The 22,325-nt window shown below is 65.5% G+C and carries 24 protein-coding genes and 1 tRNA gene; 9 read left to right on the forward strand and 16 right to left on the reverse strand.

Annotated elements, in window-relative coordinates; genetic code table 11:
* Positions 1–88: 88 nt before the first annotated feature.
* On the reverse strand, positions 89–571 hold the full coding sequence (locus ACWGQ2_RS08150; RefSeq protein WP_055240754.1) for a CarD family transcriptional regulator: 483 nt from the start codon (positions 569–571) through the stop codon (positions 89–91).
* Positions 572–812: 241 nt separating this feature from the next.
* Here ACWGQ2_RS08150 and ACWGQ2_RS08155 point away from each other — a divergent pair, with 241 nt between their 5' ends.
* Positions 813–1,352 carry a hypothetical protein gene (locus tag ACWGQ2_RS08155; RefSeq protein ID WP_452016111.1) on the forward strand — a complete coding sequence of 180 codons (540 nt, stop codon included), beginning with the start codon at positions 813–815 and terminating at the stop codon, positions 1,350–1,352.
* 90 nt (positions 1,353–1,442) lie between these two features.
* On the opposite strand, the gene ACWGQ2_RS08160 is transcribed toward ACWGQ2_RS08155, so the two are convergent.
* Together ACWGQ2_RS08160 and ACWGQ2_RS08165 are read right to left on the reverse strand one after the other, a co-directional pair.
* Entirely contained in the window at positions 1,443–2,123 is a 681-nt protein-coding gene (locus ACWGQ2_RS08160; RefSeq protein ID WP_452016113.1) for a response regulator, read from the reverse strand.
* Between the two features lies 1 nt (position 2,124).
* Positions 2,125–3,318 (reverse strand): sensor histidine kinase, encoded by a 1,194-nt coding sequence (locus ACWGQ2_RS08165; protein ID WP_452016115.1) that lies wholly within the window; start codon positions 3,316–3,318, stop codon positions 2,125–2,127.
* Between the two features lie 175 nt (positions 3,319–3,493).
* Between ACWGQ2_RS08165 and phoU the strand changes: the two genes are divergently transcribed.
* Positions 3,494–4,156 (forward strand): phosphate signaling complex protein PhoU, encoded by a 663-nt coding sequence (phoU, locus tag ACWGQ2_RS08170; RefSeq protein WP_452016117.1) that lies wholly within the window; start codon positions 3,494–3,496, stop codon positions 4,154–4,156.
* Between the two features lie 80 nt (positions 4,157–4,236).
* Here the strand turns inward: phoU and ACWGQ2_RS08175 are convergent, their stop codons facing one another.
* Positions 4,237–4,992: a phosphoglyceromutase gene (locus ACWGQ2_RS08175; protein ID WP_452016119.1), complete on the reverse strand. Its 756-nt coding sequence runs from the start codon at positions 4,990–4,992 to the stop codon at positions 4,237–4,239.
* Between the two features lie 152 nt (positions 4,993–5,144).
* On the opposite strand from ACWGQ2_RS08175, the gene ACWGQ2_RS08180 reads away from it, so the two are divergent.
* The gene (locus tag ACWGQ2_RS08180; protein WP_452016121.1) at positions 5,145–5,939 is read left to right on the forward strand and encodes a class I SAM-dependent methyltransferase; all 795 of its coding nucleotides are present in this window, start codon (positions 5,145–5,147) and stop codon (positions 5,937–5,939) included.
* A 12-nt stretch (positions 5,940–5,951) separates the two neighbouring features.
* Here ACWGQ2_RS08180 and ACWGQ2_RS08185 read toward each other — a convergent pair whose 3' ends face one another.
* Together ACWGQ2_RS08185 and ACWGQ2_RS08190 are read right to left on the reverse strand one after the other, a co-directional pair.
* Complete coding sequence (locus tag ACWGQ2_RS08185; RefSeq protein ID WP_422401049.1) at positions 5,952–6,275, reverse strand: DUF2516 family protein; 324 nt, start codon at positions 6,273–6,275, stop codon at positions 5,952–5,954.
* 9 nt (positions 6,276–6,284) lie between these two features.
* Positions 6,285–7,439, reverse strand: coding sequence for a trans-sulfuration enzyme family protein (locus ACWGQ2_RS08190; protein ID WP_452016123.1), 1,155 nt, complete (start codon positions 7,437–7,439; stop codon positions 6,285–6,287).
* A 187-nt stretch (positions 7,440–7,626) separates the two neighbouring features.
* Here ACWGQ2_RS08190 and tmk point away from each other — a divergent pair, with 187 nt between their 5' ends.
* From tmk to ACWGQ2_RS08220, 6 genes are all read left to right on the forward strand, one after another.
* Positions 7,627–8,268, forward strand: coding sequence for a dTMP kinase (tmk, locus tag ACWGQ2_RS08195; protein WP_452016125.1), 642 nt, complete (start codon positions 7,627–7,629; stop codon positions 8,266–8,268).
* A complete protein-coding gene (locus tag ACWGQ2_RS08200) occupies positions 8,265–9,407 on the forward strand; it encodes a DNA polymerase III subunit delta' (RefSeq protein WP_452016127.1) in 1,143 nt (380 codons plus the stop codon). The genes tmk and ACWGQ2_RS08200 overlap by 4 nt, the downstream gene beginning before the upstream one ends.
* Positions 9,408–9,460: 53 nt before the next feature.
* Complete coding sequence (locus ACWGQ2_RS08205; RefSeq protein ID WP_452016129.1) at positions 9,461–11,032, forward strand: alpha/beta hydrolase; 1,572 nt, start codon at positions 9,461–9,463, stop codon at positions 11,030–11,032.
* 128 nt (positions 11,033–11,160) lie between these two features.
* Positions 11,161–11,236 (forward strand) — tRNA-Thr (locus tag ACWGQ2_RS08210).
* 380 nt (positions 11,237–11,616) lie between these two features.
* On the forward strand, positions 11,617–13,074 hold the full coding sequence (locus ACWGQ2_RS08215; RefSeq protein WP_452016131.1) for an aldehyde dehydrogenase family protein: 1,458 nt from the start codon (positions 11,617–11,619) through the stop codon (positions 13,072–13,074).
* 230 nt (positions 13,075–13,304) lie between these two features.
* Positions 13,305–13,652: a hypothetical protein gene (locus ACWGQ2_RS08220; RefSeq protein WP_452016133.1), complete on the forward strand. Its 348-nt coding sequence runs from the start codon at positions 13,305–13,307 to the stop codon at positions 13,650–13,652.
* Positions 13,653–13,891: 239 nt separating this feature from the next.
* Here the strand turns inward: ACWGQ2_RS08220 and csrA are convergent, their stop codons facing one another.
* The 10 genes from csrA to ACWGQ2_RS08270 all read right to left on the reverse strand — a co-directional run bounded on the left by csrA (position 13,892) and on the right by ACWGQ2_RS08270 (position 22,311).
* Positions 13,892–14,137 (reverse strand): carbon storage regulator CsrA, encoded by a 246-nt coding sequence (gene csrA, locus ACWGQ2_RS08225; protein ID WP_452016135.1) that lies wholly within the window; start codon positions 14,135–14,137, stop codon positions 13,892–13,894.
* Between the two features lie 64 nt (positions 14,138–14,201).
* A complete protein-coding gene (locus tag ACWGQ2_RS08230; RefSeq protein WP_452016137.1) occupies positions 14,202–15,155 on the reverse strand; it encodes a hypothetical protein in 954 nt (317 codons plus the stop codon).
* On the reverse strand, positions 15,130–17,181 hold the full coding sequence (locus ACWGQ2_RS08235) for a flagellar biosynthesis protein FlhA (protein ID WP_452016139.1): 2,052 nt from the start codon (positions 17,179–17,181) through the stop codon (positions 15,130–15,132). The genes ACWGQ2_RS08230 and ACWGQ2_RS08235 overlap by 26 nt, the downstream gene beginning before the upstream one ends.
* A complete protein-coding gene (locus ACWGQ2_RS08240; protein ID WP_452016143.1) occupies positions 17,178–18,311 on the reverse strand; it encodes an EscU/YscU/HrcU family type III secretion system export apparatus switch protein in 1,134 nt (377 codons plus the stop codon). Before ACWGQ2_RS08240 ends, ACWGQ2_RS08235 begins: the two co-directional genes overlap by 4 nt.
* A complete protein-coding gene (locus tag ACWGQ2_RS08245; protein WP_452016145.1) occupies positions 18,312–19,070 on the reverse strand; it encodes a flagellar biosynthetic protein FliR in 759 nt (252 codons plus the stop codon). It abuts the gene before it with no gap.
* 1 nt (position 19,071) lies between these two features.
* Positions 19,072–19,347 (reverse strand): flagellar biosynthesis protein FliQ, encoded by a 276-nt coding sequence (gene fliQ, locus ACWGQ2_RS08250; RefSeq protein ID WP_325791408.1) that lies wholly within the window; start codon positions 19,345–19,347, stop codon positions 19,072–19,074.
* Positions 19,347–20,243, reverse strand: a complete 897-nt coding sequence (gene fliP, locus ACWGQ2_RS08255; protein WP_452016147.1) for a flagellar type III secretion system pore protein FliP — start codon at positions 20,241–20,243, stop codon at positions 19,347–19,349. The genes fliQ and fliP overlap by 1 nt, the downstream gene beginning before the upstream one ends.
* Positions 20,243–20,707 (reverse strand): FliO/MopB family protein, encoded by a 465-nt coding sequence (locus ACWGQ2_RS08260; protein ID WP_452016149.1) that lies wholly within the window; start codon positions 20,705–20,707, stop codon positions 20,243–20,245. Before ACWGQ2_RS08260 ends, fliP begins: the two co-directional genes overlap by 1 nt.
* Positions 20,708–21,406, reverse strand: coding sequence for a flagellar motor switch protein FliN (fliN, locus tag ACWGQ2_RS08265; protein ID WP_452016151.1), 699 nt, complete (start codon positions 21,404–21,406; stop codon positions 20,708–20,710).
* Positions 21,406–22,311, reverse strand: a complete 906-nt coding sequence (locus tag ACWGQ2_RS08270) for a flagellar motor switch protein FliM (protein ID WP_452016153.1) — start codon at positions 22,309–22,311, stop codon at positions 21,406–21,408. The genes fliN and ACWGQ2_RS08270 overlap by 1 nt, the downstream gene beginning before the upstream one ends.
* Between the last annotated feature and the right edge of the window lie 14 nt (positions 22,312–22,325).

Raw genomic sequence — 22,325 nt, forward strand, 5'->3', positions numbered from 1 at the left:
CGCCGGGCGCCCGCAGCAGCATGTAAACCGGCCCGTTAAACGGCCGTTGCCGGTCCGCAGGAAGCGGACCGGCAACGTAGAGCAGGTATTAGCTGGAAAGGACTTCGTCCAATACAGCGGCAGCCTGGTCCTCGTCAGTCTTTTCGGCCAGGGCCAGCTCCGAAATGAGGATCTGGCGTGCCTTCGCAAGCATGCGCTTCTCGCCCGCGGAAAGACCGCGGTCGTGGTCGCGGCGCCAAAGGTCGCGGACAACCTCTGCTACCTTGACGACGTCGCCCGAAGCGAGCTTCTCCAGATTTGCCTTGTAACGGCGGGACCAGTTGGTGGGTTCTTCAGTCAGTTCAGCGCGGAGGACATCGAAGACGTGCTCGAGGCCTTCCTTGCCAACGACGTCGCGAACCCCAACGAGGTCAACGTTCTCAGCCGGTACTTCAATGGTCAGATCACCCTGTGCCACCTTGAGCTTGAGATACATTTTCTCTTCGCCCTTGATGGTCCGCATCTTGATCTCTTCGATCTTCGCGGCACCGTGGTGAGGGTAAACAACTGTTTCGCCAACCTCAAAAACCATGTGGACTTTCCCCTTTCCCGAACTCTAGTTTAGCATGCGGGCGACACGCCGAGAAGAGTTTCCGCAGGTCAGCGGGCCGAGGCCTAAAACTGAGTATTATTCGGCCTCTCACAGGTAGCCTGCTGAGTAGTTCCGGTAAGCCCTCTGACGTCGCTAAATCCATGTTTTCCGGGGTTTGCCGATAGGCTAGGAGCAAACGTCCCCTCGGTCTTCCGACCGCCACCCTTCAGGAGTTTGTGCTGTGATTTTCACATCCAGGAACCGGACGCGGAACGCTGCCGCCGCCGGTGTTATCGCGCTGTCGCTGCTGGGCGCCACCGGCTGCAGTGCCGTGAACGATCAGGCAACCACCATGGAGTACTCCCCCTCCGACGGCATTGTCCAGGATCTGGGCGACCTGCAGCTGCGCAACATCCTGGTTGTCAGCGACGGCGACGGCGAGCCCGGACGCCTGCTGGGCACCGTGGTGAACGACTCCTCAGACCCCATCAACTTCGAGCTCTCCATCGGCGGCTCCAACCTGACCTGGAACATCCCCGGCGGCGGCAAGGTTGTCTACGACGACGCCCCGCAGTCCGAGGTACTGGTCGAGACCGTCAGCGTCCTCCCGGGCACCGGCATCCGCGCCGAAGCCAAGGACGGCTCGGAGACCGCAGAACTGAACGTGCCGGTGGTCGACGGCCAGGTTTCGTACTACCGCGACTACCTCCCGACTCCGGAGCCCACTCCGGAAAGCACGGATGCCGCTGCCGGCGAGCCCACGGAAACTCCGGCCCCGTAGCAGCACTCAAGCTCCAGCACAGAAAAGGGTCCGTCCGGTTGAACCGGGCGGACCCTTTGCTGTGCCGGCAGCTGTACCTGCCTCCGGCGGTCAGGCCTCGAACTTGTAACCCAGGCCGCGCACCGTCACAAGGTGCTGCGGAGCCGAAGGATCCGGCTCGATTTTTGCCCGCAGCCGCTTCACGTGCACATCCAGGGTCTTGGTGTCCCCCACATAGTCAGCTCCCCAGACCCGCTCGATCAGCTGGCCCCGCGTCATGACGCGACCGGAGTTGCGCAGCAGCATCTCCAGCAGCTCAAACTCCTTCAGGGGCAGCGGGACGGCGGTCCCGTCAACGCTGACCACATGGCGGTCCACGTCCATCCGGACCGGCCCGGCCTGGATCGTGGCAGCGTTGAGGTCACCGGCGTCGCTGCGGCGGCGCAGCACTGCACGCACCCGGGCCAGCAGTTCACGGGAGGAGTATGGTTTGGTGACGTAGTCATCGGCACCCAGTTCCAGCCCCACCACCTTGTCTATTTCGGAGTCCCGGGCGGTGAGCATAATGACCGGCACGTCCGAGCGCTGGCGCAGCTGGCGGCAGACCTCGGTTCCGGACTGGCCCGGCAGCATCAAATCCAGCAGCACCAGGTCCGCTCCGGACCGGTCAAACTCGGCAACGGCCTCCAGGCCGTTGTCTACGACCACGACGTCAAACCCTTCACGTTCCAGAAGGTAGGACAACGGGTCGCTGAAGGACTCTTCGTCCTCCACAATCAGGATCCTGCTCAACTTACTCCTTGCCGGCCGGCGCTGATGCGCCGTCTGTCTGCGGCGGAACATCCGCCGTTTCCTCGTTATCCGCAGCTTCCATTTCGGGAAGCCGTACGGTGAAGGTTGAGCCCTGGCCCGGCTGGGACCACAGGCTCACTTCACCGCCGTGGTTGGAAACCACATGCTTGACAATGCTCAGCCCCAGGCCGGTGCCGCCGGTGTTCCGGGAACGGGCAGCGTCGATGCGATAAAAACGCTCGAAGACCCTCTCCTGGTCCTCCGCGGCGATGCCAGGTCCGCGGTCTGTCACCGTGACCTGCGCCAGCCCGTCCCGGGACCGGATGCCCACGCCCACCTGGCTGCCCTCGGGCGAATAGCGGATCGCGTTGTCGATCAGGTTGCGGAAGGCGGTGGTGAGCATCGGCCCGTCGGCGTACACCGGGTTTTCTGCCGAGCCGCCCACGACCACGGTGATGTTCCGCCGTTCCGCGGGCAGCCGGTTGGCCTCGACGGCGTCGGCCACCAGCTCGTTGATGTCCACCGGCTCCGCGTGGTCCACCATGTCGGTGCCCTGCAGCCGGGAAAGTTCAATGATGTCCTGCACCAGGGCGGAGAGCCGGACCGTTTCCTTATGCATCCGCTTCGCGAACCGCCGCACCGCTTCCTCGTCCGCAGCGGCGTCGTCAATTGCCTCGGCCAGCAGGGAGATGGCGCCCACCGGAGTCTTGAGTTCATGGGAGACGTTCGCAACGAAGTCATTGCGCATCTCTTCGGTCCGGGTTGCCTCGGTGCGGTCATCCGCCAGGATGAGGATGTACTCCTCGGCGATCGGAGCCACGCGCAGCTGCAGGATCAGGCTTCCCTGCCCCATTAGCCCGCGGTTCAGCTCAACGTTGCGCTCTTCGATGACGCCGTCGCGGCGCACCCGGGCAGTAAGCTCAAGCACTTCTTCCTGCATCAGCGTGTGCCCGCGGACCAGTCCGAACGCGTAGGCGCCGGGACTGGCCCGGACCACGCCGTCGATCCCGTCCACCACAATGTAGGCGCGGCCAAGGACTCCCAGGATTTCAGCCGCGCCCTCGGACAGGGCGGGCTCATCCACTTCGGCCAGGTCGCGGCGGTGCCGCTGGCTGGAGATGTAAGCGACGACGCCGAACACACCCACGGCCAGGCCGAGGATGCCTGAGAGCAGGCCCAGCAGTACAGGATTCACAGTCCTAGCTTAGGCTGACGCAATTGTGCCGGCGGGCACTCCAGTGGCATTCGACCAACCGTTAAACTAACGTTCACTTCAAGAGGGCCGAGAGTTAACCGGACGCTGGCAGCATAATCACTGCCGCAGCGCAGGTTCAGCGGCCCGAGAAGAGTTGATCGAAAGGACGCATTAAGTGCGCAAGGTTTTCCAGGCCGAGCTTCACCAGATCGGTGAGGAGCTGACCCAGATTTCTCAGCTCGTCACAGAAGCCATGAAGAAGGCCACGCAGGCGTTCGAGACGGCCGACACTGAACTGGCACAGGATGTCATCGCCGCTGACGCCCGTATCGACTTCCTGCAGAACGACCTCGACGAGCGGGCCATCGACGTCCTCGCCCTTCAGGGGCCGGTGGCCAGCGACCTGCGGATGATTGTAGGTTCACTGCGAATGAGCGCTTCGCTGGAGCGGATGGGCGACCTGGCGCGCCACATCGCCCAGCTGGCCCGCCTGCGTTACCCGGCCAACGTCGTGCCGGAGAACATGGTGGAGACCTTCCGGGAGATGGCCCAGCTGGACATTGCCATCTCCGAGCTCCTTACGGAACTGCTTGAGACGCGCAACCTGGAGCTGAGCAAGGACATCTACGCGCACAACACGCGCATCAACGAGCTCCACGCCGGCGTATTCAAGGCCGTGGCATCCCCGGACTGGAACAACTCCCCCGTGACCACGGTGGACCTGACCCTGGCCAGCCGCTACTTCGAGCGCTTCGCCGACCACGGCGTCTCCGTCACCCGCAAGGTCAACTACCTGGTGACCGGCGAATGGCAGCCCATCTCGGAGAGCTCCCTGTAGCTCCGCCTTCATCCATCTAACAGAAACTGCCCGTATGAGCGTTCATACGGGCAGTTTCTGTTATCTCGCTTGGGGGCGGGCTACTTCTTCTGCTTGCCCTGGTTGGCCACAGCCTGGATGGAGGCCGCAGCGGCTTCCGGATCCAGGTAGGTGCCGCCGGCCTTGACCGGCTTGAGGTTTTCGTCGAGTTCGTAGACCAGCGGGATGCCGGTGGGAATGTTGACAGCCGCAATGTCGGCGTCGGAAATCCCGTCCAGGTGCTTGACCAGCGCACGCAGCGAGTTGCCGTGGGCGGCGATCATGACTGTCTTGCCGGACTTGATGTCCTTGGTGATCTCATTCTCCCAGTACGGCAGGAAGCGCTCCAGGACATCCTTGAGGCACTCGGTGCGGGGCTTTTCGTCCTCGCTGAGGTCCGCGTAGCGGGGGTCGTGTGCCTGGGAGAAGTCGCTGTCATCCGGCAGGGGCGGCGGCGGAGTGTCGTAGGACCGGCGCCAGAGCATAAACTGCTCCTCACCGTACGCGGCCAGTGTCTGGGCCTTGTCCTTGCCCTGGAGCGCGCCGTAGTGGCGTTCGTTCAGGCGCCAGCTGCGCTTGACGTCAATCCAGATCCGGTCTGCGGCACCGAGGGCGATGTTCGCCGTGTTAATGGCCCGCTGCAGCCGCGAGGTGTAGAGAATGTCCGGGAGGATGTTGTTCTCCACCAGCAGCTCTCCGCCGCGGAGCGCCTCGGCCCGGCCCAGGTCCGTGAGATCCACATCCACCCAGCCGGTGAAGAGGTTCTTTTCATTCCATTCACTCTGCCCGTGGCGCAGAAGGATCACTTTGTAGGTCATAAAAGCATCGTAGCGGCAGAGCACGGGCACATGGCAGGCCGGTCCGTAACCAACGTGCCTTGTAGGGCTGCATTCGCCCCGGCGCCTCCATCCGCATGGTTCGGGGCAGGATCCGGTCCGGAGCATGCTCTGCAGGCCGGTAACATTGTTTGGTGAAAATCCCCTCAAAGCCCGTGGGAAATGTGACCCGGGGCACTACAAACCCCAATCGTCTTCGCCGGGTCGACCGATGGCTCTCCGGTCCGGAGGGGTGGCGGCTGCGGCGGGCAAAAGATCCCCTGGTCATCGATCTTGGGTACGGGGCGGCACCGGTTACGGCCGTCGAGCTGCATTCGCGGATCCGCGGGGTGCGGGCGGACGCCAGTGTGGTGGGCATAGAAATCGATCCGGAGCGGGTGCGGGCCGCCAAACCGCTGGAGCGGGCCGGTCTGAGTTTTGTCCAGGGCGGGTTCGAACTGCCGCTGGGCGGAAGGCGGCCGGTCATGGTGCGGGCCTTCAACGTGCTGCGCCAGTACAGCGAGGATGAATACTCCGCCCACTGGGACATGGTGTGCAGCCGGCTGGCCGAAGACGGGATCTTCATCGACGGCACGTGCGACGAGATTGGCCGCAGGTCCACCTGGGTGGTCCTGGAATCAGGCGGGCCCGTATCGCTGAGCGTCTCGCTGCGGTTTGGCTCCTTCAGCCTTCCGTCCGACGTCGCGGAGCGGCTGCCCAAGGCGCTGATCCACCGGAACGTTCACGGCGAGCGGGTGCATGCCTTCCTGCAGGCGATGGACAAGGCCTGGACTGCGGCGGCGCCAATGGCGTCCTACGGCAACCGGCAGCGCTGGATTGCGATGTGTAGCGCACTGCGGGCTGAGGGCTGGCCGCTGCTGACCGGGCCCAGCCGCTGGCGGCTGGGGGAAATCACGGTGGCGTGGGACGCCGTCGCACCTAAGGACTAGAAGCGCAGGGCGCTACCAGGAACCGTAGGCTCCTCCGCGTCCTTTGTTCTCGTTGAGCGCCGGGCGCACGTCTGCAAGGTAAACCGAAGCGGCCACCACGGCGGCCAGTTCAAAGAGGAGCAGCGCCAGCGGCCCGAAGAGCAGCACGGAGAGCAGCCCGACGGCGGCAGCACCGCCGGTCAGGCCCAGCCAGAATCCCTTGGTGCGCTTGTAGGCGCGCTCAAAGTCTGCGGGCTTGCGCCGCAGGCAGTCGGCAAAGGCCCACAGCTCGATGACCAGCGCCACGATGCCCAGCGCCAGGTAGATGAGGTTCCGCAACAATTCAACAAGTGCCACTCGAACACCCTACCGTGGAAGCGCCCGGTCGAGGTCGTTCCAGAGGTCCTCAACGTTTTCGATTCCCACCGACAGGCGCAGCAGGTTCTCCGGAACGGAGACCGGCTCTGCAGGCTGGCGGCGGCGCCGCTCAATCAGCGACTCAACTCCGCCCAGCGAGGTAGCCGGCAGCCAGAGTTCAACCTTTTCCGTCACCGCGTCAGCGGCTTCGGCACCGCCGGCCACCTCAATGCAGAGAATTGAGCCGAATCCGTCCATCTGCGCAGCGGCCCGGGAATGGCCCGGATCCTGCGGCAGACCCGGATAACGCACCGCTTCCACACCGGGATGGGAGGCCAGCCGGCCGGCCAGCTCCATTGCCGATTCCATCGAGCGCTGGACCCGCAGTGCCAGGGTGCGCAGGCCGCGCAGCGCCAGCCACACCTCGAACGGCCCCCCGACGGCGCCGTGCAGCGACCGGTAGGTGAGCAGGCGGGCGCGCAGGTCCGGATCGGAAGTAACTGTGGCACCGAGGACGACGTCGGAATGCCCGGAAAGGTATTTGGTTACCGAATGGACCACGACGTCGGCGCCAAGGTCCAGCGGCCTGGTCACCAGGGGCGTGGAGAAGGTGTTGTCCACCACCACGAGTGCCCCGGCAGCGTGAGCAGCCTCGGCCAGGACAGCGAGTTCGGCGACCTCAAGCATGGGATTGGTGGGGCTTTCCAGCCAGAGCATGGCGGCGCCGTCGAGCGCGGCAATGACCTCTTCGGTGTTGGCGATGTCCACCGTGCGCACTCTGATGCGTCCGTCCCGGGCGTCCTCGGCGGCGAGCAGGAGCGAGCCCTGGTAGCTGTGCCGCGGCATGACCAGCGTGCCGCCGGCCGGAATCAGCGACATGGCGGCGATGACGGCCGCCAGCCCGGAGGAATAGACCAGTGCCGGCAGCTCCGAGTTCTCCAGTGTGCCAAGGGCTTCCTCGAAAGGATCCCAGGTGGGATTGGAGTAGCGGCCGTAGATCCGGTCACCGTCGCGGGTTTCACGCGTGCCGTGGAAGGTGGAGGTCAGGACGATCGGCGGGTTGACGGCTGAATCTGCGGTGCGTTCCGGACGCCCCGCAGAGACAACTGTGGTTTCCACCGACAGCTGTGCTGCCGCCTGCCCATGCCCGGTTGCTGTGCTCATGGGTTTTAGCCTAGACCGCACAGCCGTGTCGGTGCTGTTCCGGCACCGGCACCGCTGTCATGTTCCTTCACCGACCACGGGTGTTCCGCCGGGGTCAGACGAACTCGCCGGATCCGCACTGGTCGCATCCGCAGCCGGGCCGGAAGGCGGCAGGCAGTTTCCCAGCATCACTGGGTAGGCTAGGCGGGTGAGTATTTCTGAACCCCGTACCGGACTTTTCATCGCTTTCGAAGGCGGCGACGGCGCGGGCAAGTCGACCCAGGCGGCGCTGCTCACCCAAACACTGCAGGACGCCGGCCGAACTGTGCTCCGCACCCGCGAACCCGGCGGAACACCCGTGGGTGAAAAACTGCGGTCCCTGGTTCTGGAACACGGCCACGGCCAGATCGATCCCCGCACGGAGGCCCTGATTTTTGCTGCGTCCCGCGCCGCCCACGTGGAACAGGTGATCCTGCCCGCCCTGGAGCGCGGCGACGTCGTGGTCTGCGACCGCTACGTTGATTCCTCGGTTGCTTACCAGGGAGCCGGACGGAACCTGGGCACCGGCGACGTCCGCTCAGTCAACGAATGGGCCACCGGAGGCCTGGTCCCGGACCTGACCGTGCTGCTGGACGTGGATCCGGAAGCCGGACGCAGCCGCCGCACCGCCTCTGACGCCGCCGAGGACCGCCTCGAATCCGAGCCGGACAGTTTCCACAGCAGCATCCGGGAGGCATTCCTGGCCCTGGCCGAGGCTTCCCCGGACCGTTACCTGGTCCTGAATGCCGCAGCGCCGGTCCCCGAGCTCGCCGGGAAAATCCTGGACCGGGTTAAGGAACTGCTGCCGTGAGCGTCTGGGACGATCTTCAGGGCCAGGCGCCCGTAGTCGAACAGCTGCGCCGTGCCGCAGCGCAGGAACGCCCCACCCACGCCTGGCTGTTCACGGGCCCGCCCGGCTCCGGCAGGTCCAATGCCGCCCGTGCCTTCGCCGCGGCGCTGCTGTGCGAGGAGCCCGATCCGGCGGAGCGCGGTTGCGGCACCTGCCGCTCCTGCCGCACCGCTCTGGCCGGTTCCCACGCCGATGTCTCCTCCGTAACCACGGAGAAGGTCACCATCAGCATTGAAGAAGCCCGCGAGCTGGTGAAGAAGGCCCAGGACAAGCCGTCCACCGGGCGCTGGCGTGTGCTGATCGTTGAAGACGCGGACCGGATGCAGGAACGCAGCACCAACGTGCTGCTCAAAGCGATCGAGGAACCGCCGCCGCGCACCATCTGGCTGCTGTGCGCGCCCAGCCCGGGTGACGTGCTGGTGACCATCCGCTCCCGTTGCCGGCCCGTGGGCCTGCGGCTGCCGCCGGTCCAGGATGTCGCCGAACTGCTGGTGCGCCGCGACGGAATCGATCCGGACGTGGCACAGGAAGCGGCCCGCTCGGCACAGAGCCATGTGGGTGTTGCCAAACGGCTGGCTACCGACGAAGGAGCGCGTCAGCGCCGGGAAAAGATCGTCCGCCTGCCGCTGTCGCTGCGCAGCGTCTCCGGGGCGATGAAAGCTGCCGCTGATTTGGTGGCCCTGGCTGAGGCGGAAGCCGCCAGTTCCTTCGAAGCGCGCGACGCCGAGGAGAAGGCTTCGCTGCTGGCGTCCCTGGGTGCCCCGGAGTCCGGAACCCTGCCGCCGTCGATGCGCAGCCAGATCAAACGGCTCGAAGAAGACCAGCTGCGCCGGGCCAAGCGGTCCAAGAACGACTATTTCGACCGCGCGCTGACCGATCTGCTCTCTTTCTACCGTGACGCTCTGGTGCTGGCGCTGGACTCCGGCACGGACCTGGTCAATGAACCGCTGCGCTCCGAGCTGGAGGCTTTTGCCGCGCGCACCACGCCGGAGGCAATTCTGGGGCGCATGGAGGAAATCAACGCAGTGCGCCGGCGGCTGGTCACCACCAACGTCGCCCCGCTGCTGGCCATTGAAGCCATGGCCGTCAGCCTTTTGTGAAGCACCGCGAACCCGCAGACCACCCCCCGCACCCCGGACCAGGAGCCGCCGCAATGACCCTTGAACGACGCCGACCGCGGGGCCTGTCCCGCACCCTGCGCCGCGTTGCCGCGGCCTCAACCGCCGCCGTCGTACTCGCCGGTCTGGTGGCCTGCACTCCCGGGACCACCGAGGGTCCCGCTGAGGGCACAACGACCGCTGCCCCCGAAGTGATCGGCGAGGTACCGGAAAACCTGGCAGAGTTCTACGAGCAGGAAGTGGTGTGGGAATCCTGCGAAGGGGACTCGTTCCTGTGCGCCACCGTGGAAGTTCCGCTGGATTATGAGAACCCGGAAAAACGCAGCATTGAGCTGAGCGTCATCCTGGCTGAGGCCGGAGGCTCTCCGGAGGGAACCGTGCTGGTGAACCCGGGCGGCCCGGGCGGATCCGGCTACGCCACGGTCCGGGATTCCCTGGAAGGCATCACCACCGACCGGCTGCGCAGCGAGTTCAACATCCTTGGCTTTGACCCCCGCGGAGTCGGCCGGTCCACTCCCGTGGACTGCCTGACCGACGAGGAGGTCGATGAAGCGCGCACCGAAATCCTGGACCCGTCCACGGAAACGGGGCTGGAAGAAGCCCGGGCCAGCGCCGCTGAATACGCCTCAGCCTGTGCGGAGACCTCCGGCGAGCTGCTGGGCTTTGTGGACACCGAAAGCGCCGCCCGGGACATGGACATTCTGCGGGCCATCGCCGGCGACCCGAAGCTGAACTACCTGGGTTTCTCCTACGGCACCTTCCTAGGCGCCACCTACGCCGAACTGTTCCCGGGCAAGGTGGGGCGTCTGGTGCTCGACGGCGGCCTCGATCCGGCCGCGAGCAACGAGGAAATCACGCTGGGCCAGGCCCGGGCGTTCGAGAAGGCAATCCGCGCCTACGTCCAGGACTGCCAGTCCTCCTCCAACTGCCCGCTGAACGGTTCAGTGGATGACGGCGTGCAGACAATCCGCGACCTGATTGCCTCTGTTGAAGCCAGCCCGCTCAGCGCCGCCGATGGACGGCCGGTTACTGTCTCCACGTTTGTCAGCGGGTTCATCCTGCCGCTGTACAACGACGCGAACTGGCCGGCCCTCACCCAGGCGCTGGGATCCGCCCTCCGCGGTGATCCGACCACCATGCTGATGCTGGCGGACCTTGGCGCGGAACGGAACCAGGACGGCAGCTATGAGTCCAACTCCTACGAAGTCTTCAGCGCCGTGAACTGCCTGGACTACCCCATGGAAACGGACCCTGCGCAGATGGCCGCCGACGCCGCCGAGCTGGAGGAGGCCTCCCCCACCCTGGGACGTTTCCTCGCCTACGGCGGGCTGACGTGCGAAGCCTGGCCCTACGAACCGGTCAACGAGCCCCGGCCGCTCACCGCGGAAGGCGCGGATCCGATCGTCGTAGTCGGCACCACCGGCGATCCGGCCACACCGTACGAATGGTCCCAGGCCCTGGCCGGCCAGCTGGACTCCGCAGTGCTTGTGACTTGGGAAGCGGAGGGCCACACAGCCTACGGCCGTGGAAACCAGTGCATTGCCGATGCCGTGGACGACTACTTCATTGACGGTACGGTGCCCGAGAACGGACTCGTCTGCTCCTAGGTGCCGGCTGCGGCGTCCGGCTCCTCCCGGACCGGACGCCGCAGAGGTCGCCGCTTTTGACCGCACTGCCCGCGCCGTATAGAGTATTTCCTTGTGGATTCTGGCCGGTGACCGGCTGGAGGAAGCCCGCCTCCTTAGCTCAGTTGGTAGAGCGTCTCACTCGTAATGAGAAGGTCGCCAGTTCGATTCTGGCAGGAGGCTCCACTTTCGAAGCCCCCGGAACCTGCACTGGTTCCGGGGGCTTCGCTGCAGCAGAGCCAAGGACTTCCGGGGAGCCGTCATCACCATCTTTCGCAGAGCGCTCCGGAAGCACTCCCGCGCTGCCCAGGCCGGCGGCTACGTCCTGCACGTTTTCTTCGGCGTCTGCATCCTGGCTTTTGTGAACGACCCGGTGGCGGGCATCATCGCCGTCATGCCGATCGTCTTCGGCGTCATAGGTCTGGTCCGGATGCTGCGCCGGTCCCTTCAGAAGCGCCGCTCTGCGCCCTGAACCCGTGCCGGAAGCCCGGCAGGATGCGCCCGTTCGCTGCGCCAGGTCTGGGATACTTGGGAGACCCCCTGAACCCCAAGAGCTAGGAACACACATGGCTTTGCTCGACCCGTCCATCTGGACGGACAAGATCTACGTCAACGGCTGGCGAGACGGCGGTGCCGGCTCCGCTGATGCCGTGGAACCGGCCACCGGCAGGAAACTGGGCAGCTACGGCGTCGCCTCCGTTGATGACGTCCTTGAGGCTGCCCGCACCGCTGCGGCAGCCCAGAAGGAATGGGCCGCCCGGAAGCCTGAGGAACGCGCCGCAGTGCTGCGCCGCGCAGGCGCCCTCTGGGAAGAACACGCCGAGGAACTCGGCGGATGGATCATCCGCGAAGCCGGCAGCATCCCGCCCAAGGCCGGGCTGGAAACGCACAGCGCAGCCAACGAATGCTACGACGCATCCGCGCTCCCGTCCCACCCCGCCGGTGAAGTGCTGGCCACCAACGAACAGCGCTGGTCCTTCTCCCGGCGCCGGCCCGCCGGCGTCGTCTCCGTGATCGCCCCGTTCAACTTCCCGCTCATCCTCTCCATCCGCGCGGTTGCCCCGGCGCTGGCCCTCGGCAACGCCGTGCTGCTCAAGCCGGACCCCCGCACCGCAGTGTGCGGCGGCGTCGCCCTGATGCGGGTCTTCGAAGAAGCCGGCCTGCCCGCGGGTCTGCTCTCCCTGCTGCCCGGTGCAGCGGAAATCGGTGCGGCCGTAGTGGAAGCGCCGGAAGTCCGGGTCATCGCGTTCACCGGCTCCACCGGCGCGGGCCGCAAGATCGCTGAATCCGCCGGACGCCTGCTCAAGCGGGCCCACCTGGAACTCGGCGGCAACAATGCGATGATCGTGCTCCCGGGCGCCGACCTGGCCAAGGCTGCCTCCGCAGCTGCCTTCGGGTCCTTTATGCACCAGGGCCAGATCTGCATGACCACGGGGCGGCACATTGTGCACGAGGACATCTACGAGCAGTATGTTGAGGCTCTTGCCGAAAAGGCAGCCCACCTGCCCGTCGGAGACCCGGCCACCGGCCAGGCGGCTCTCGGCCCGATCATCGATGAAAACCAGCTGAAGAAGATCGACGGCATTGTGCAGGATGCCGTGGCAGCCGGGGCACGCCTGGCAGCCGGCGGAACCAGCGAGAACCTCTTCTACCGTCCCACCGTGCTCGCAGACGTTGCGCAGGACAACCCGGCCTGGACCCAGGAAATCTTCGGACCGGTAGCCCCGGTCATGAAGTTCAGCACCGTGGACGAAGCCGTGGAACTGGCCAATGACAGCGAGTACGGCCTTTCGCTTTCCATCCTCGGTGACGTGGGAATGGCCATGGAGATTGCCGACCGGGTGGAGTCCGGCAAGGTCCACATCAACGAACAGACCGTCAATGACGAATCAAACGCCCCGTTCGGCGGCGTCAAGGATTCCGGCAACGGCGGCCGGGTTGGCGGAGCAGCTGCCAACCTGGAGTCCTTCACCGAAATCCAGTGGCTCACCATGCGGCCGGAAATCGCACCGTACCCGTTCTAAAAGCCGGAAAAAAGCGGCGGCTGCCTGCCCGCAGCCGCCGCTTTTTTCTGCCCTGCGGAGAACCTCAAAGCTCAAGATTTGGGCAAGATAATTCTTGGGGAAACATTGCGTATTCTGCGCGCAGAACTTGCGCGTTTGTTTCGGGGAGCAGCTATATCGTCATACCCATCAGTACAACAGCAGGCCAGAGGGGATATCTGGACCGCAGCAGACTTATTGGGGGTTGGCACGTGAACGCATGGAACGCAGGCACTGACGCTTTGGTCAAGCGCTACACAGAGGTCCAGCGCGATAACCACGTGGCTGCCCTCTGCGCCGAATGCGGCCGCCGACTGGTCCCGGAATGGGCCAATGACAAGCGCCCCACTGACAAGACCGGCTACTGGGTAATCCGCGGCTACCGCTACCCCGGAGTCCGCTGCTCCACGCACGAGCGGCGCCTCCTGCAGGACTACTACGGCACCCGCGCTGACAAGGGCCAGGTTGAGCGCCACGTGGCCGGCTCCCGGTCCCGCATGGCAGCTCCCGCACGCCGCACCATCCGCCTCTTCGGAACGAAGGTCCGTTCAGGCAGCTAAGATTTTCCCCCAAGAAAACCGCAGTATCCCAAGTTAGTACTGCACCAATCGAGCCACACAGTTGCATGTGGTGCGCTGACCGCCCGTCCGTGGGAAGCGCCTGGCTCGCCGCCCCGGCTTCCACCCCAATGGTTGCCGGGGTTTGGCAGTTAACTGGCAGTTAACTGGCAGTTAACTGGCAGGGCTGCAGGCAGGGGCAGCGGCTGGTCCGACGGACCAGGATCCGGAGGGGGTAAGGGCTATTCGGCCGCGGGCCGGTGCAGGCCCAGCAGGGCCTTGATCCGTTCTTCATCCTCAGCGGATGCAGACGCTGCAGCGACGTTGGCTTCCTCGACGGCGCGGACCACTTCGTTGCGCTGGATCTTCACACCGCGCGGGGCATCAATTCCAATTCGGACGCCGTCACCGCGTGAATCGAGCACAGTAATGACAATGTCATCACCTATCAGGATCTGTTCTCCTGATTTCCGCGTTAGCACGAGCATTTATTCACTCTATCGCAAGCGCACCCGGCAATATCGTTTCGGCGTAAGACATGCACCCCGAACATCACAGAACCGCTGATCTGGCGGCAGCGCCCTCGAGCCAGCCGACCGGCAGGCCCAGCCCGTTTACCGTCTGCGGGGTAGCGGTGCCTTCCAGTCCTTCCACGGCGACGGCGTCCACCGGAGCGGCGGCCCGGATTTCCCCGACCCAGGCTGCTGTGTCCTCAGCCTTGCGTCCGGCGTCGACGGCCACCCACAGCTGGTCCGGGGCCAGCGCGGAAATCAGGGTGGTATGCCGGGCGAATTCGCTGACCCCGCGGCCCAGCCCGTAGGCAAGGTAGATCGGATGTCCGGCGAGGACTCCTGCGGCCCGGGCCGTAGCCACGGCACGGCGGTCCCCCGCGCGTCCGACCCCGGAAGCATCGATGGCTCCTGCGGCACGAAGCGCCTGGGCGCTGAACCCTGCAGCTGCCGCCATCGACTCGCACACCAGCAGGGCATCCTGTCCCAGGCCGGCTACTATCACGAGGTCTCCCGCTCCGGCGAGCGGCACCGGCACCTCCTGACCCGGCAGCGGGGCTCCCGGCCCCTGGCTCCGGGAGACCTGTGCAAAGGGTCCCGGGGCCACGGCAGGCGAACTTTCTGCCTGCCGGTAGGGGGCGCCGGTGTTCTGGGAAAGATCTGCCATCAGTTCGGCGAAGGCGTTGGTGCCGGTGGAGACGTCAGGTACCGGCGCCGCCTCGGGGCGGAACGTTCCTTCGGCTTCCTCGGCCCGGGCCAGCAGCGCACTGATTCCCGCACGGCTGGGCAGGTCCGCTGCCACCGGGGCAGCACGGCGGCCCCGCGGCGGCAGTTCCACGGTGACCTCGTAGTGCTTCCGGGCCATAAACCCGCCGATTCCTCCGACGGTGACCTTTTCGGCGGCAATGATCCGTGCCCGCGGGCCGTGCTCAGCCAGGACCTTGGCTTTCAGCGCGTCAAGGGACGGGCCCTCAAGCTGAAATCGTCTCGGTTCCACGGAGCACTCCTACTGTTTCAATATTCACGTTCGCGGCAGTGGCCTCCTGGTAGGAGAGCACGGGCAGTCCGTTGGCCTGTGCCGAAACCAGCCGGCGGATGGCCGGGCGGAGCGCGGGCGCACACACCAGAACCGCTGTGTGTCCCGCATTCTCTACTGTGGCCACAGTGGACTTTAGTGATCCTATGATGCTTTCGATCCGTGCCGGGTCCAGCAGGATCTGGGTGCCCTGGTCCGAGGGGCGCAGGCTTTCCAGCATGGCCTGTTCCAGCGACGGATCGATCATGATGACCCGCAGAACACCGGATTCAACATACTGGGCTGCCAGCGCCGGGCCCAGCGCCTGCCTTGCCGCCTCCACCAGTCCCTCCGGGTCCGGGGACATCTTTGCCTTCAGCAGCAGGGATTCGTAGATGCGCGGCAGATCGTTGATGGGGATCTGTTCAGCCAGCAGGCCCTGCAGGACACGCTGGACCTCCGCCAGGGAAAGCACGTTCGGAACCAGTTCCTCAACGGCGGAGGGATTGACCTGCTTGACGCCTTCAGTGAGCACCCGGACGTCTTCACGGGTAAGGAGCCTGGCGGCGTTGGCCGTGATGACTGCTGAAAGGTGGGTCACCAGTACCGAGACCCGGTCGATGACGGTGGCACCGGCCATCTCCGCGGCATGGCGCATTTCCGTGGGCACCCACTTGCCGGAGAGCCCGAAGACCGGTTCCACGGTTGCGGTGCCGGGCAGTCCGTCCAGGAAGTCGCCCAGGGCCAGTACCTTGCCCGCCGGAGCTTCGCCGCGGCCGGCTTCCACTCCGGCAATGCGGATCACGTAGGTGGAAGCGGGCAGGTCCACGCTGTCCCTGGTCCGCACCGGAGGAACCACGACGCCGAGCTCCAGGGCGATCTTCCGCCGCAGGGCCCGGACGCGGGCCAGCAGGTCATCCGAGCCGCCGGTGACGATTCCCACGAGGTCCGGGGAGAGCATAACTTCCAGGGCGTGGACCCGCATCTGCTCGATCAGGTCCTCGGTGGTGTCCGAGGCCGGCGCTGCGGTCAGCTGTGCCACGGGGTCTGCGGCGGCGGCTTCCTCCGCGTCCTGCCGGGCCTTGACCCGCTGGCTGGCGAAGATCAGCAGCGCGCCGATCACGATGAACGGGATCTTTGGCATGCCGGGGATCAGCGCCATCACAATGGCTGCCGCCCCCGCGATCATCAGCGCGTTCCGGGACTGGCTGAGTTCCGCCGAAGCGGTGGACGCCATGTCCGACTCGGCGTTGGACCGGGTCACGATCATGCCGGTGGAGACAGCCATCAGCAGGGCCGGGATCTGGGTGACCAGGCCGTCGCCGATGGTCAGCAGCGTGTAGGTGTCGATGGCTTCGCCGGCGGACATACCCCGCTGCAGCATCCCGATCGCGATGCCGCCCACAACATTGATGATGATGATGATCAGGCCGGCGATCGCGTCGCCCTTCACAAACTTGGACGCACCGTCCATGGCGCCGTAGAAGTCAGCTTCCGCGGAGACCTCGGCACGGCGTTCACGGGCCTGGATATCCGTAATCAGGCCGGCGTTGAGGTCAGCGTCGATGGCCATCTGCTTGCCCGGCATGGCGTCCAGGGTGAAGCGCGCACCCACTTCGGCTACACGTTCGGCACCCTTGGTGACCACCACGAACTGGATCACCACCAGGATCAGGAAGATCACCGCTCCGATGATCAGCGACCCGCCCACCGCCACGTGCCCGAACGCTTCGATCACCTGCCCGGCGTAGCCGTCGCCCAGCACCAGCCGGGTGGAGGCCACGTTCAGGCCCAGCCGGAACAGCGTGGCGACCAGCAGCATGGACGGGAACACGGAGAAGTCCAGGGGCTTCTTCACGAACATGGTGGTCAGCAGGATCACCAGTGCCAGCAGAATGTTGATGATGATCAGCACGTCCAGCATGCCGGCGGGCACGGGGACCACCAGCAGCAGGATAATTCCGATCACGCCCACGGGGATGGTGAGCTTCAGGAGGTTGCGGTTCACGGCGCTGCCTTACGGTGTTGTGGGGCGGGAGCGGGGACAGTAGCAGAGGGATCGGGTGCCATGGTGTGCACCCCCGCAGCGGCGCCGCGGTTTTTCAGGGCCATAACAAAAGCCAGGACACGGGCCACGGCGTTGTACAGTTCCACCGGGATTTCCTGGCCCAGTTCGCAGGCGGAGTGCAGGGCACGGGCCAGCGGGACGTCACGCACCATGGGCACCGACTTGGCTTCGGCTTCCTCACGGATGCGGGCGGCGATCGTTCCGGAGCCCTTCGCCACCACCCGCGGCGCGGACTTTCCCGGTTCATATTTCAGGGCCACAGCCACGTGGGTGGGGTTCAGGAGCACGACGTCGGAGTCCCCCACCGCGGCCATCATCCGGTTCCGGCTCAGGGCCATCTGACGGGCACGCCGCTGGGACTTGATCAGCGGATCGCCGTCGGTGTTCTTGTTCTCATCCTTGACCTCTTTTTTGGTCATGCGGGTCCTTTTGCGGTTCCTGCGCATCACCATCAGGATGTCCGCTCCCGCAAGGGCCAGGCCGGCCGCAACTGCGAACTGGAGCAGGGTAGCCACTCCCCCGCCGGCTTCGGCGACCAGCGCGGTGATGGACATGCCGCCGGCAGTCATCAGGACAGGCATCAGGTTCTGGATAACCGCGTAAAGCACCAGGCCCACCACAGCGGTCTTCAGCAGCGCCTTCACGCCGTTCCAGATGGCCTGACCGCCGAAGACCCGCTTCATGCCCTTGACCACGTCGAACTGTTCGTACTTGCCCTTGAACTTCTTGAAGTGGATGCCGCCCTGGAGCGCTGCTGTCGCCAGCACTGCGGCCACCACTACGGAGAGCATCGGAGCCATGACGTAGGCCAGCCCGCCGAATCCGTCCTGGAACATGCGCAGGGCGGCCTGCGGAGTGGGATCCGCTGCCAGGCCCCCAACACGCATGAGACTTTCCGCACCTTTGTCCGCACCGCGGCTGATGGTTGACGGCATCATCACCGCCGCGGCACCAACACCCACCCAGGCAGTGAGGTCGTCCGAGCGGGAAAGCTGGCCTTTTTCCCGGACTTCCTTCATCCGTTTTGGGGTGGCGGCTTCTGACCGCTCTCCTGAGTCCTGCTCCGCCATTTATCCCACCCCCGCCAGCGTGCGCACAATCTGGTCCACCAGCACGGACACCACACGGGGCAGCGCCACGAACACCACGGACACAAGAGTCAGGGTCAGCAGGATCTTCAGCGGGAAGCCCAGGGCGAAGGCGTTAAGCGCCGGCGCCACACGGGTCAGCAGGCCCAGCCCGGCATCAGCGAGGAAAAGCACCACCAGCAGCGGACCGGCTATTTGCACCGCGGCGATGAACATCTGGGTGACTCCGGTGATCATGGCCTGCGCCGGATCCGCAAGGTCAATTCCTCCGGCCAGCGGAAGAGCAGTGAAACTGCGCGCCAGGCCGGAGATGATCATCTGGTAACCGTCGGAGGCGAAGAGCAGTGCCAGGGCGGTGATCTGGAACAGCCGGGTGAACTGCGCGCCGTTGACCATGGACTGAGGGTCGAAGCCCTGGGCGAGGGAGAAACCGCCAAAGAGGTCGATTAGCTGGCCGGCGGACTGCACCGCGGAGAACACCAGCAGCACCAGGAATCCCAGCACAGCACCCACCACAAATTCCAGGACCAGTCCGGTGATGAACGCTGCCGTGCCCAGGCTGGAGTATCCCTCGGAGACCTGCGGCGCCACGGCCAGGGCCAGCCCGATGGCCAGCATGGCCTTTACCCGGGCGGGAAAGGCGTTGTAGGAGAACGGCGGGGCGATGACCAGGAACGCCACCATCCGTATGCCCGCCAGCATCACCGCTTCCAGCCAGGCCTGGTCAATGGTGATGGACATGTCATCCCCCGCCGAGCAGGGACGGGATCTTCTCGAACAGCTGCTGGGTGAAGGTGATCATTTCGGTGATCATCCAGTGGCCGCAGACCAGCAGCGCGATGCACACCGCGATGGCCTTCGGCACGAAGGAGAGCGTGACTTCCTGGATCTGGGTGATCGACTGCAGCAGGGAGATGGCGAAGCCCACCACCAGGGCAGTCAGCAGCACCGGTGCCGCGAGTTTCGCAGCCACCCACAGTCCCTGGAGGCCGATGTCCAGAACAGCGCTGGTATCCATCAGCCGCCGCCCTGGTAACTGTTCACCAGCGAGGTAATGATCAGGCCCCAGCCGTCCACCAGCACAAAGAGCAGGATCTTGAACGGCAGGGAGATCATGACCGGGGGAAGCATCATCATGCCCATGGACATCAGCGCTGCGGCGACCACCAGGTCGATAACCAGGAACGGAATAAAAATGACGAATCCGATGATGAACGCCGCCCGCAGCTCGGAGATCATAAACGCCGGGATAAGCGTCAGCAGCGGCACGGTCTCCGGGCTCTCCGGGTTGGGCTGGCCCGCGGCACGGGTCATCAGCGCTATGTCCTCTTCCCGGGTATGGGCCAGCATGAACTGCTGCAGCGGTCCGGCACCGGTGTTAAGCGCCTCCGTGAAGGTGAATTCACCCTCCAGGTAGGGCTGGACGGCGAGGTTGTTAATCTCGGTCAGCACCGGCGCCATGATGAACAGGGACAGGAAGAGGGCCAGGCCGGCGAGCACCTGGTTGGGGGGAATGGACGGCAGGGAAAGCGCGTTGCGGGTCATCGCCAGCACCACGAAGATTTTCGTAAAAGAGGTCATCATCAGCAGCAGCGCAGGCGCCACCGAGAGCAGGGTGATGCCGATCAGCGTGACGACGGCGGTGGACGGGGTTCCATCCACGCCGTTGATGTCCACGGAGAACCCGCCGGTTTCATCGGGTGCCCCGGGCTGGGTGGGTGCGGTCGGGTCTGCCGGTGCCGCCGGGTCCAGGGTGGTGGCATGGCCTGCGGCGGTTCCGGCCAGCATCAGAGCGCACGTTGCGGCGAGGACCAGGAGGGCCAGGAGCAGGAACCGGCGAATCCCGGGCCGGGCTGCTGCTGTTCCTGCGGCGGAAACGGGCGCAGTGAAAGCAGGGAATGGGGCCGGCGTCATTAGTCTGTCCGTCCGCGGCGGATGAACGCGGCGCTCTGCCGCCAGGTGTCCGGGGAGAGGATGGAGCCGTTGAGTACGGATGTTCCGCTGCCGGCAACGGCGCGGCGTGTGTCGCGGCGCCGCGGAAGACCGCCGTCGTCGGTTCCGTCCGCGCCGGCGGTACCTGCCGCTGCGTCCTGGAGGGATGCGGCGAACCCGGCGTCGGGGGCCGGTTCCGCATCCGAGGTGTGCAGTACGTTCACGTTTGCTTCTGTCACCCCGAGCAGGAAGCGCTGGCCGCCGGTTTCCAGGACAACTACGGAGGCCTTGGGGCTGATCGCCTGCCGGCTGATGACCCGGATGGGCGCTTCGGCTCCGGAGGAAACCCGTCCCCGGATGAGGCGGCGCTGGAGCCACCACAGGAGCCCCAGGACCACACCGAGCGATACCAGGACCCGCAGCGCCATGACTGCGGAATCGTCCATTTATGCCAGACCCTCTGCTACATCCAGGATCTTGGTGATGCGGACGGCGTAGTCCTGGTCAACGACGACGATCTCCCCGTGGGCGATCATACGGCCGTTGAGCAGGATGTCGGCGGGAGCACCCGCGGAACGGTCCAGCTCCACGACCCGGCCCGGTTCCAGGTTCAGGACGTCGCGGACAGCCATGCGGGTGCGGCCGATTTCTACGGTGAGCGCCATTTCAACGTTGTTGATGCGGCCCAGCTTGCCGACGACTGACTGTGCGGCGGTGCTGCCCTGCTCACCGGAACGGATGCGCACCGCGAACCAGCCGGCGGTGCCGTCGGGCCCGCGCAGCTCAAAGACGGTGGTGTCCATGTGACCGAACAGTGCCGCGGCGTCTTCGGTACGTGCGTCCCCGAGCACACCTGCACCCAGCGTTGCACTGGCTGCCTCCAGGGCCGGGCGGAGCACATCGGCGGTGGAAACGGCGGGAGAATCCGTGCCGGTAACGTCGGAGACGCTGGCACCGGCGGAGAGCAGCACAACGGCCAGATCAGCGGAGACGGATCCAACGAAGGACGCCGTCACTGCCTGCGACATCTGTTCCAGCGGCAGGCCCAGCGTAGAGTGCGGGGCCGGCTGCAGCGGTGTGGGGGTGGGCAGCAGGCCTACCAGGGCTGCTGCGGCTTCGGCGTGCTGGGCCAGGGTGGTGCTCATTAGATGTTCTCCTCGGTGCTTACGATCACTCCGGCAAGACGCGAGCCGCTGGCCCCCACCGCGGCTTGAGCCAGCGTCTGGCCGTCGACTGTGACATTCAGGGGTCGGTGCTGCGGATGGTCAAGGTTCAGGACGTCCCCGACGGCGAGGTCCAGTACCCTGCCCGGCTTCACCCAGATGGGCTTCAGCTGCAGGGAAACGTCCACCGGCAGGCTGGCCAGGTGTTCGGTGACCAGTTCAGCCGGAGTGGCGTCGGACAAATTCGGCCGGACCGGCCCGAGCTGCGGGAGGATCGCTTCGGCGGGCAGCGCCACGGTGGCGGGGGCGACGGCGTCGCCCACCACCATCTCGAAGCGGGCCACGATCATGGGCACGGTGGACCCGGCAGCCTGGGCGAACTGGGAGTTGTACTGGATGGACGACGGCGAGAGCGGGGCTGCCAGAAGGCTGCCCAGAGCGTAATGCAGGTCTTCGAGCGCATCGTCCATGATGCGGCTGAGCAGTGCCTGCTCAATATGGGTCAGCTTGCGCTCCGGGGCCGGCTGGTTGCCCGTGCCGCCAAGCATGTGGCGGACCCAGGACAGCGCCGCTGCCATGGGGAACTGGATGACGGCTTTGGCCGAAATGTTCGGCATGGAGAAAAGCACCATGCCGGTGTCTTCGGGCAGGGTGGCAACGTACTCGTCGTACGTCATGGTCTGCACCTGCTCAGAGGTGACCTGGGACAGGACCCGGACCTTGGCCGTCAGCTGTGTGCCCCACTGGCGGCCGAAAGTCTCAAAGGCCATCTCCAGGACACGGGCATGTTCGCGGGCAAGCGTGGTTGGACGCCTGAAATCATAGGCTTCAACCTGCCGCTGGGCTTTTGGGGGCATGCCAAGGGATACATCTTGCTGGACCGTCACGCAGGGAACTATCG

This window comes from Arthrobacter sp. NPDC055585 (assembly GCF_053619115.1).

What these genes read in the sequence shown, in the direction of transcription:
- ACWGQ2_RS08190 (WP_452016123.1), bottom strand. Translation starts at nt 7,439, where the DNA reads ATGAGCACAGCAACCGGGCATGGGCAGGCGGCAGCACAGCTGTCGGTG.
- ACWGQ2_RS08205 (WP_452016129.1), top strand. Translation starts at nt 9,461, where the DNA reads ATGACCCTTGAACGACGCCGACCGCGGGGCCTGTCCCGCACCCTGCGC.
- csrA (WP_452016135.1), bottom strand. Translation starts at nt 14,137, where the DNA reads ATGCTCGTGCTAACGCGGAAATCAGGAGAACAGATCCTGATAGGTGAT.
- ACWGQ2_RS08245 (WP_452016145.1), bottom strand. Translation starts at nt 19,070, where the DNA reads ATGTCCATCACCATTGACCAGGCCTGGCTGGAAGCGGTGATGCTGGCG.
- ACWGQ2_RS08260 (WP_452016149.1), bottom strand. Translation starts at nt 20,707, where the DNA reads ATGGACGATTCCGCAGTCATGGCGCTGCGGGTCCTGGTATCGCTCGGT.
- ACWGQ2_RS08175 (WP_452016119.1), bottom strand. Translation starts at nt 4,992, where the DNA reads ATGACCTACAAAGTGATCCTTCTGCGCCACGGGCAGAGTGAATGGAAT.
- ACWGQ2_RS08215 (WP_452016131.1), top strand. Translation starts at nt 11,617, where the DNA reads ATGGCTTTGCTCGACCCGTCCATCTGGACGGACAAGATCTACGTCAAC.
- fliN (WP_452016151.1), bottom strand. Translation starts at nt 21,406, where the DNA reads ATGAGCACCACCCTGGCCCAGCACGCCGAAGCCGCAGCAGCCCTGGTA.
- fliP (WP_452016147.1), bottom strand. Translation starts at nt 20,243, where the DNA reads ATGACGCCGGCCCCATTCCCTGCTTTCACTGCGCCCGTTTCCGCCGCA.
- fliQ (WP_325791408.1), bottom strand. Translation starts at nt 19,347, where the DNA reads ATGGATACCAGCGCTGTTCTGGACATCGGCCTCCAGGGACTGTGGGTG.
- ACWGQ2_RS08240 (WP_452016143.1), bottom strand. Translation starts at nt 18,311, where the DNA reads ATGGCGGAGCAGGACTCAGGAGAGCGGTCAGAAGCCGCCACCCCAAAA.
- ACWGQ2_RS08150 (WP_055240754.1), bottom strand. Translation starts at nt 571, where the DNA reads ATGGTTTTTGAGGTTGGCGAAACAGTTGTTTACCCTCACCACGGTGCC.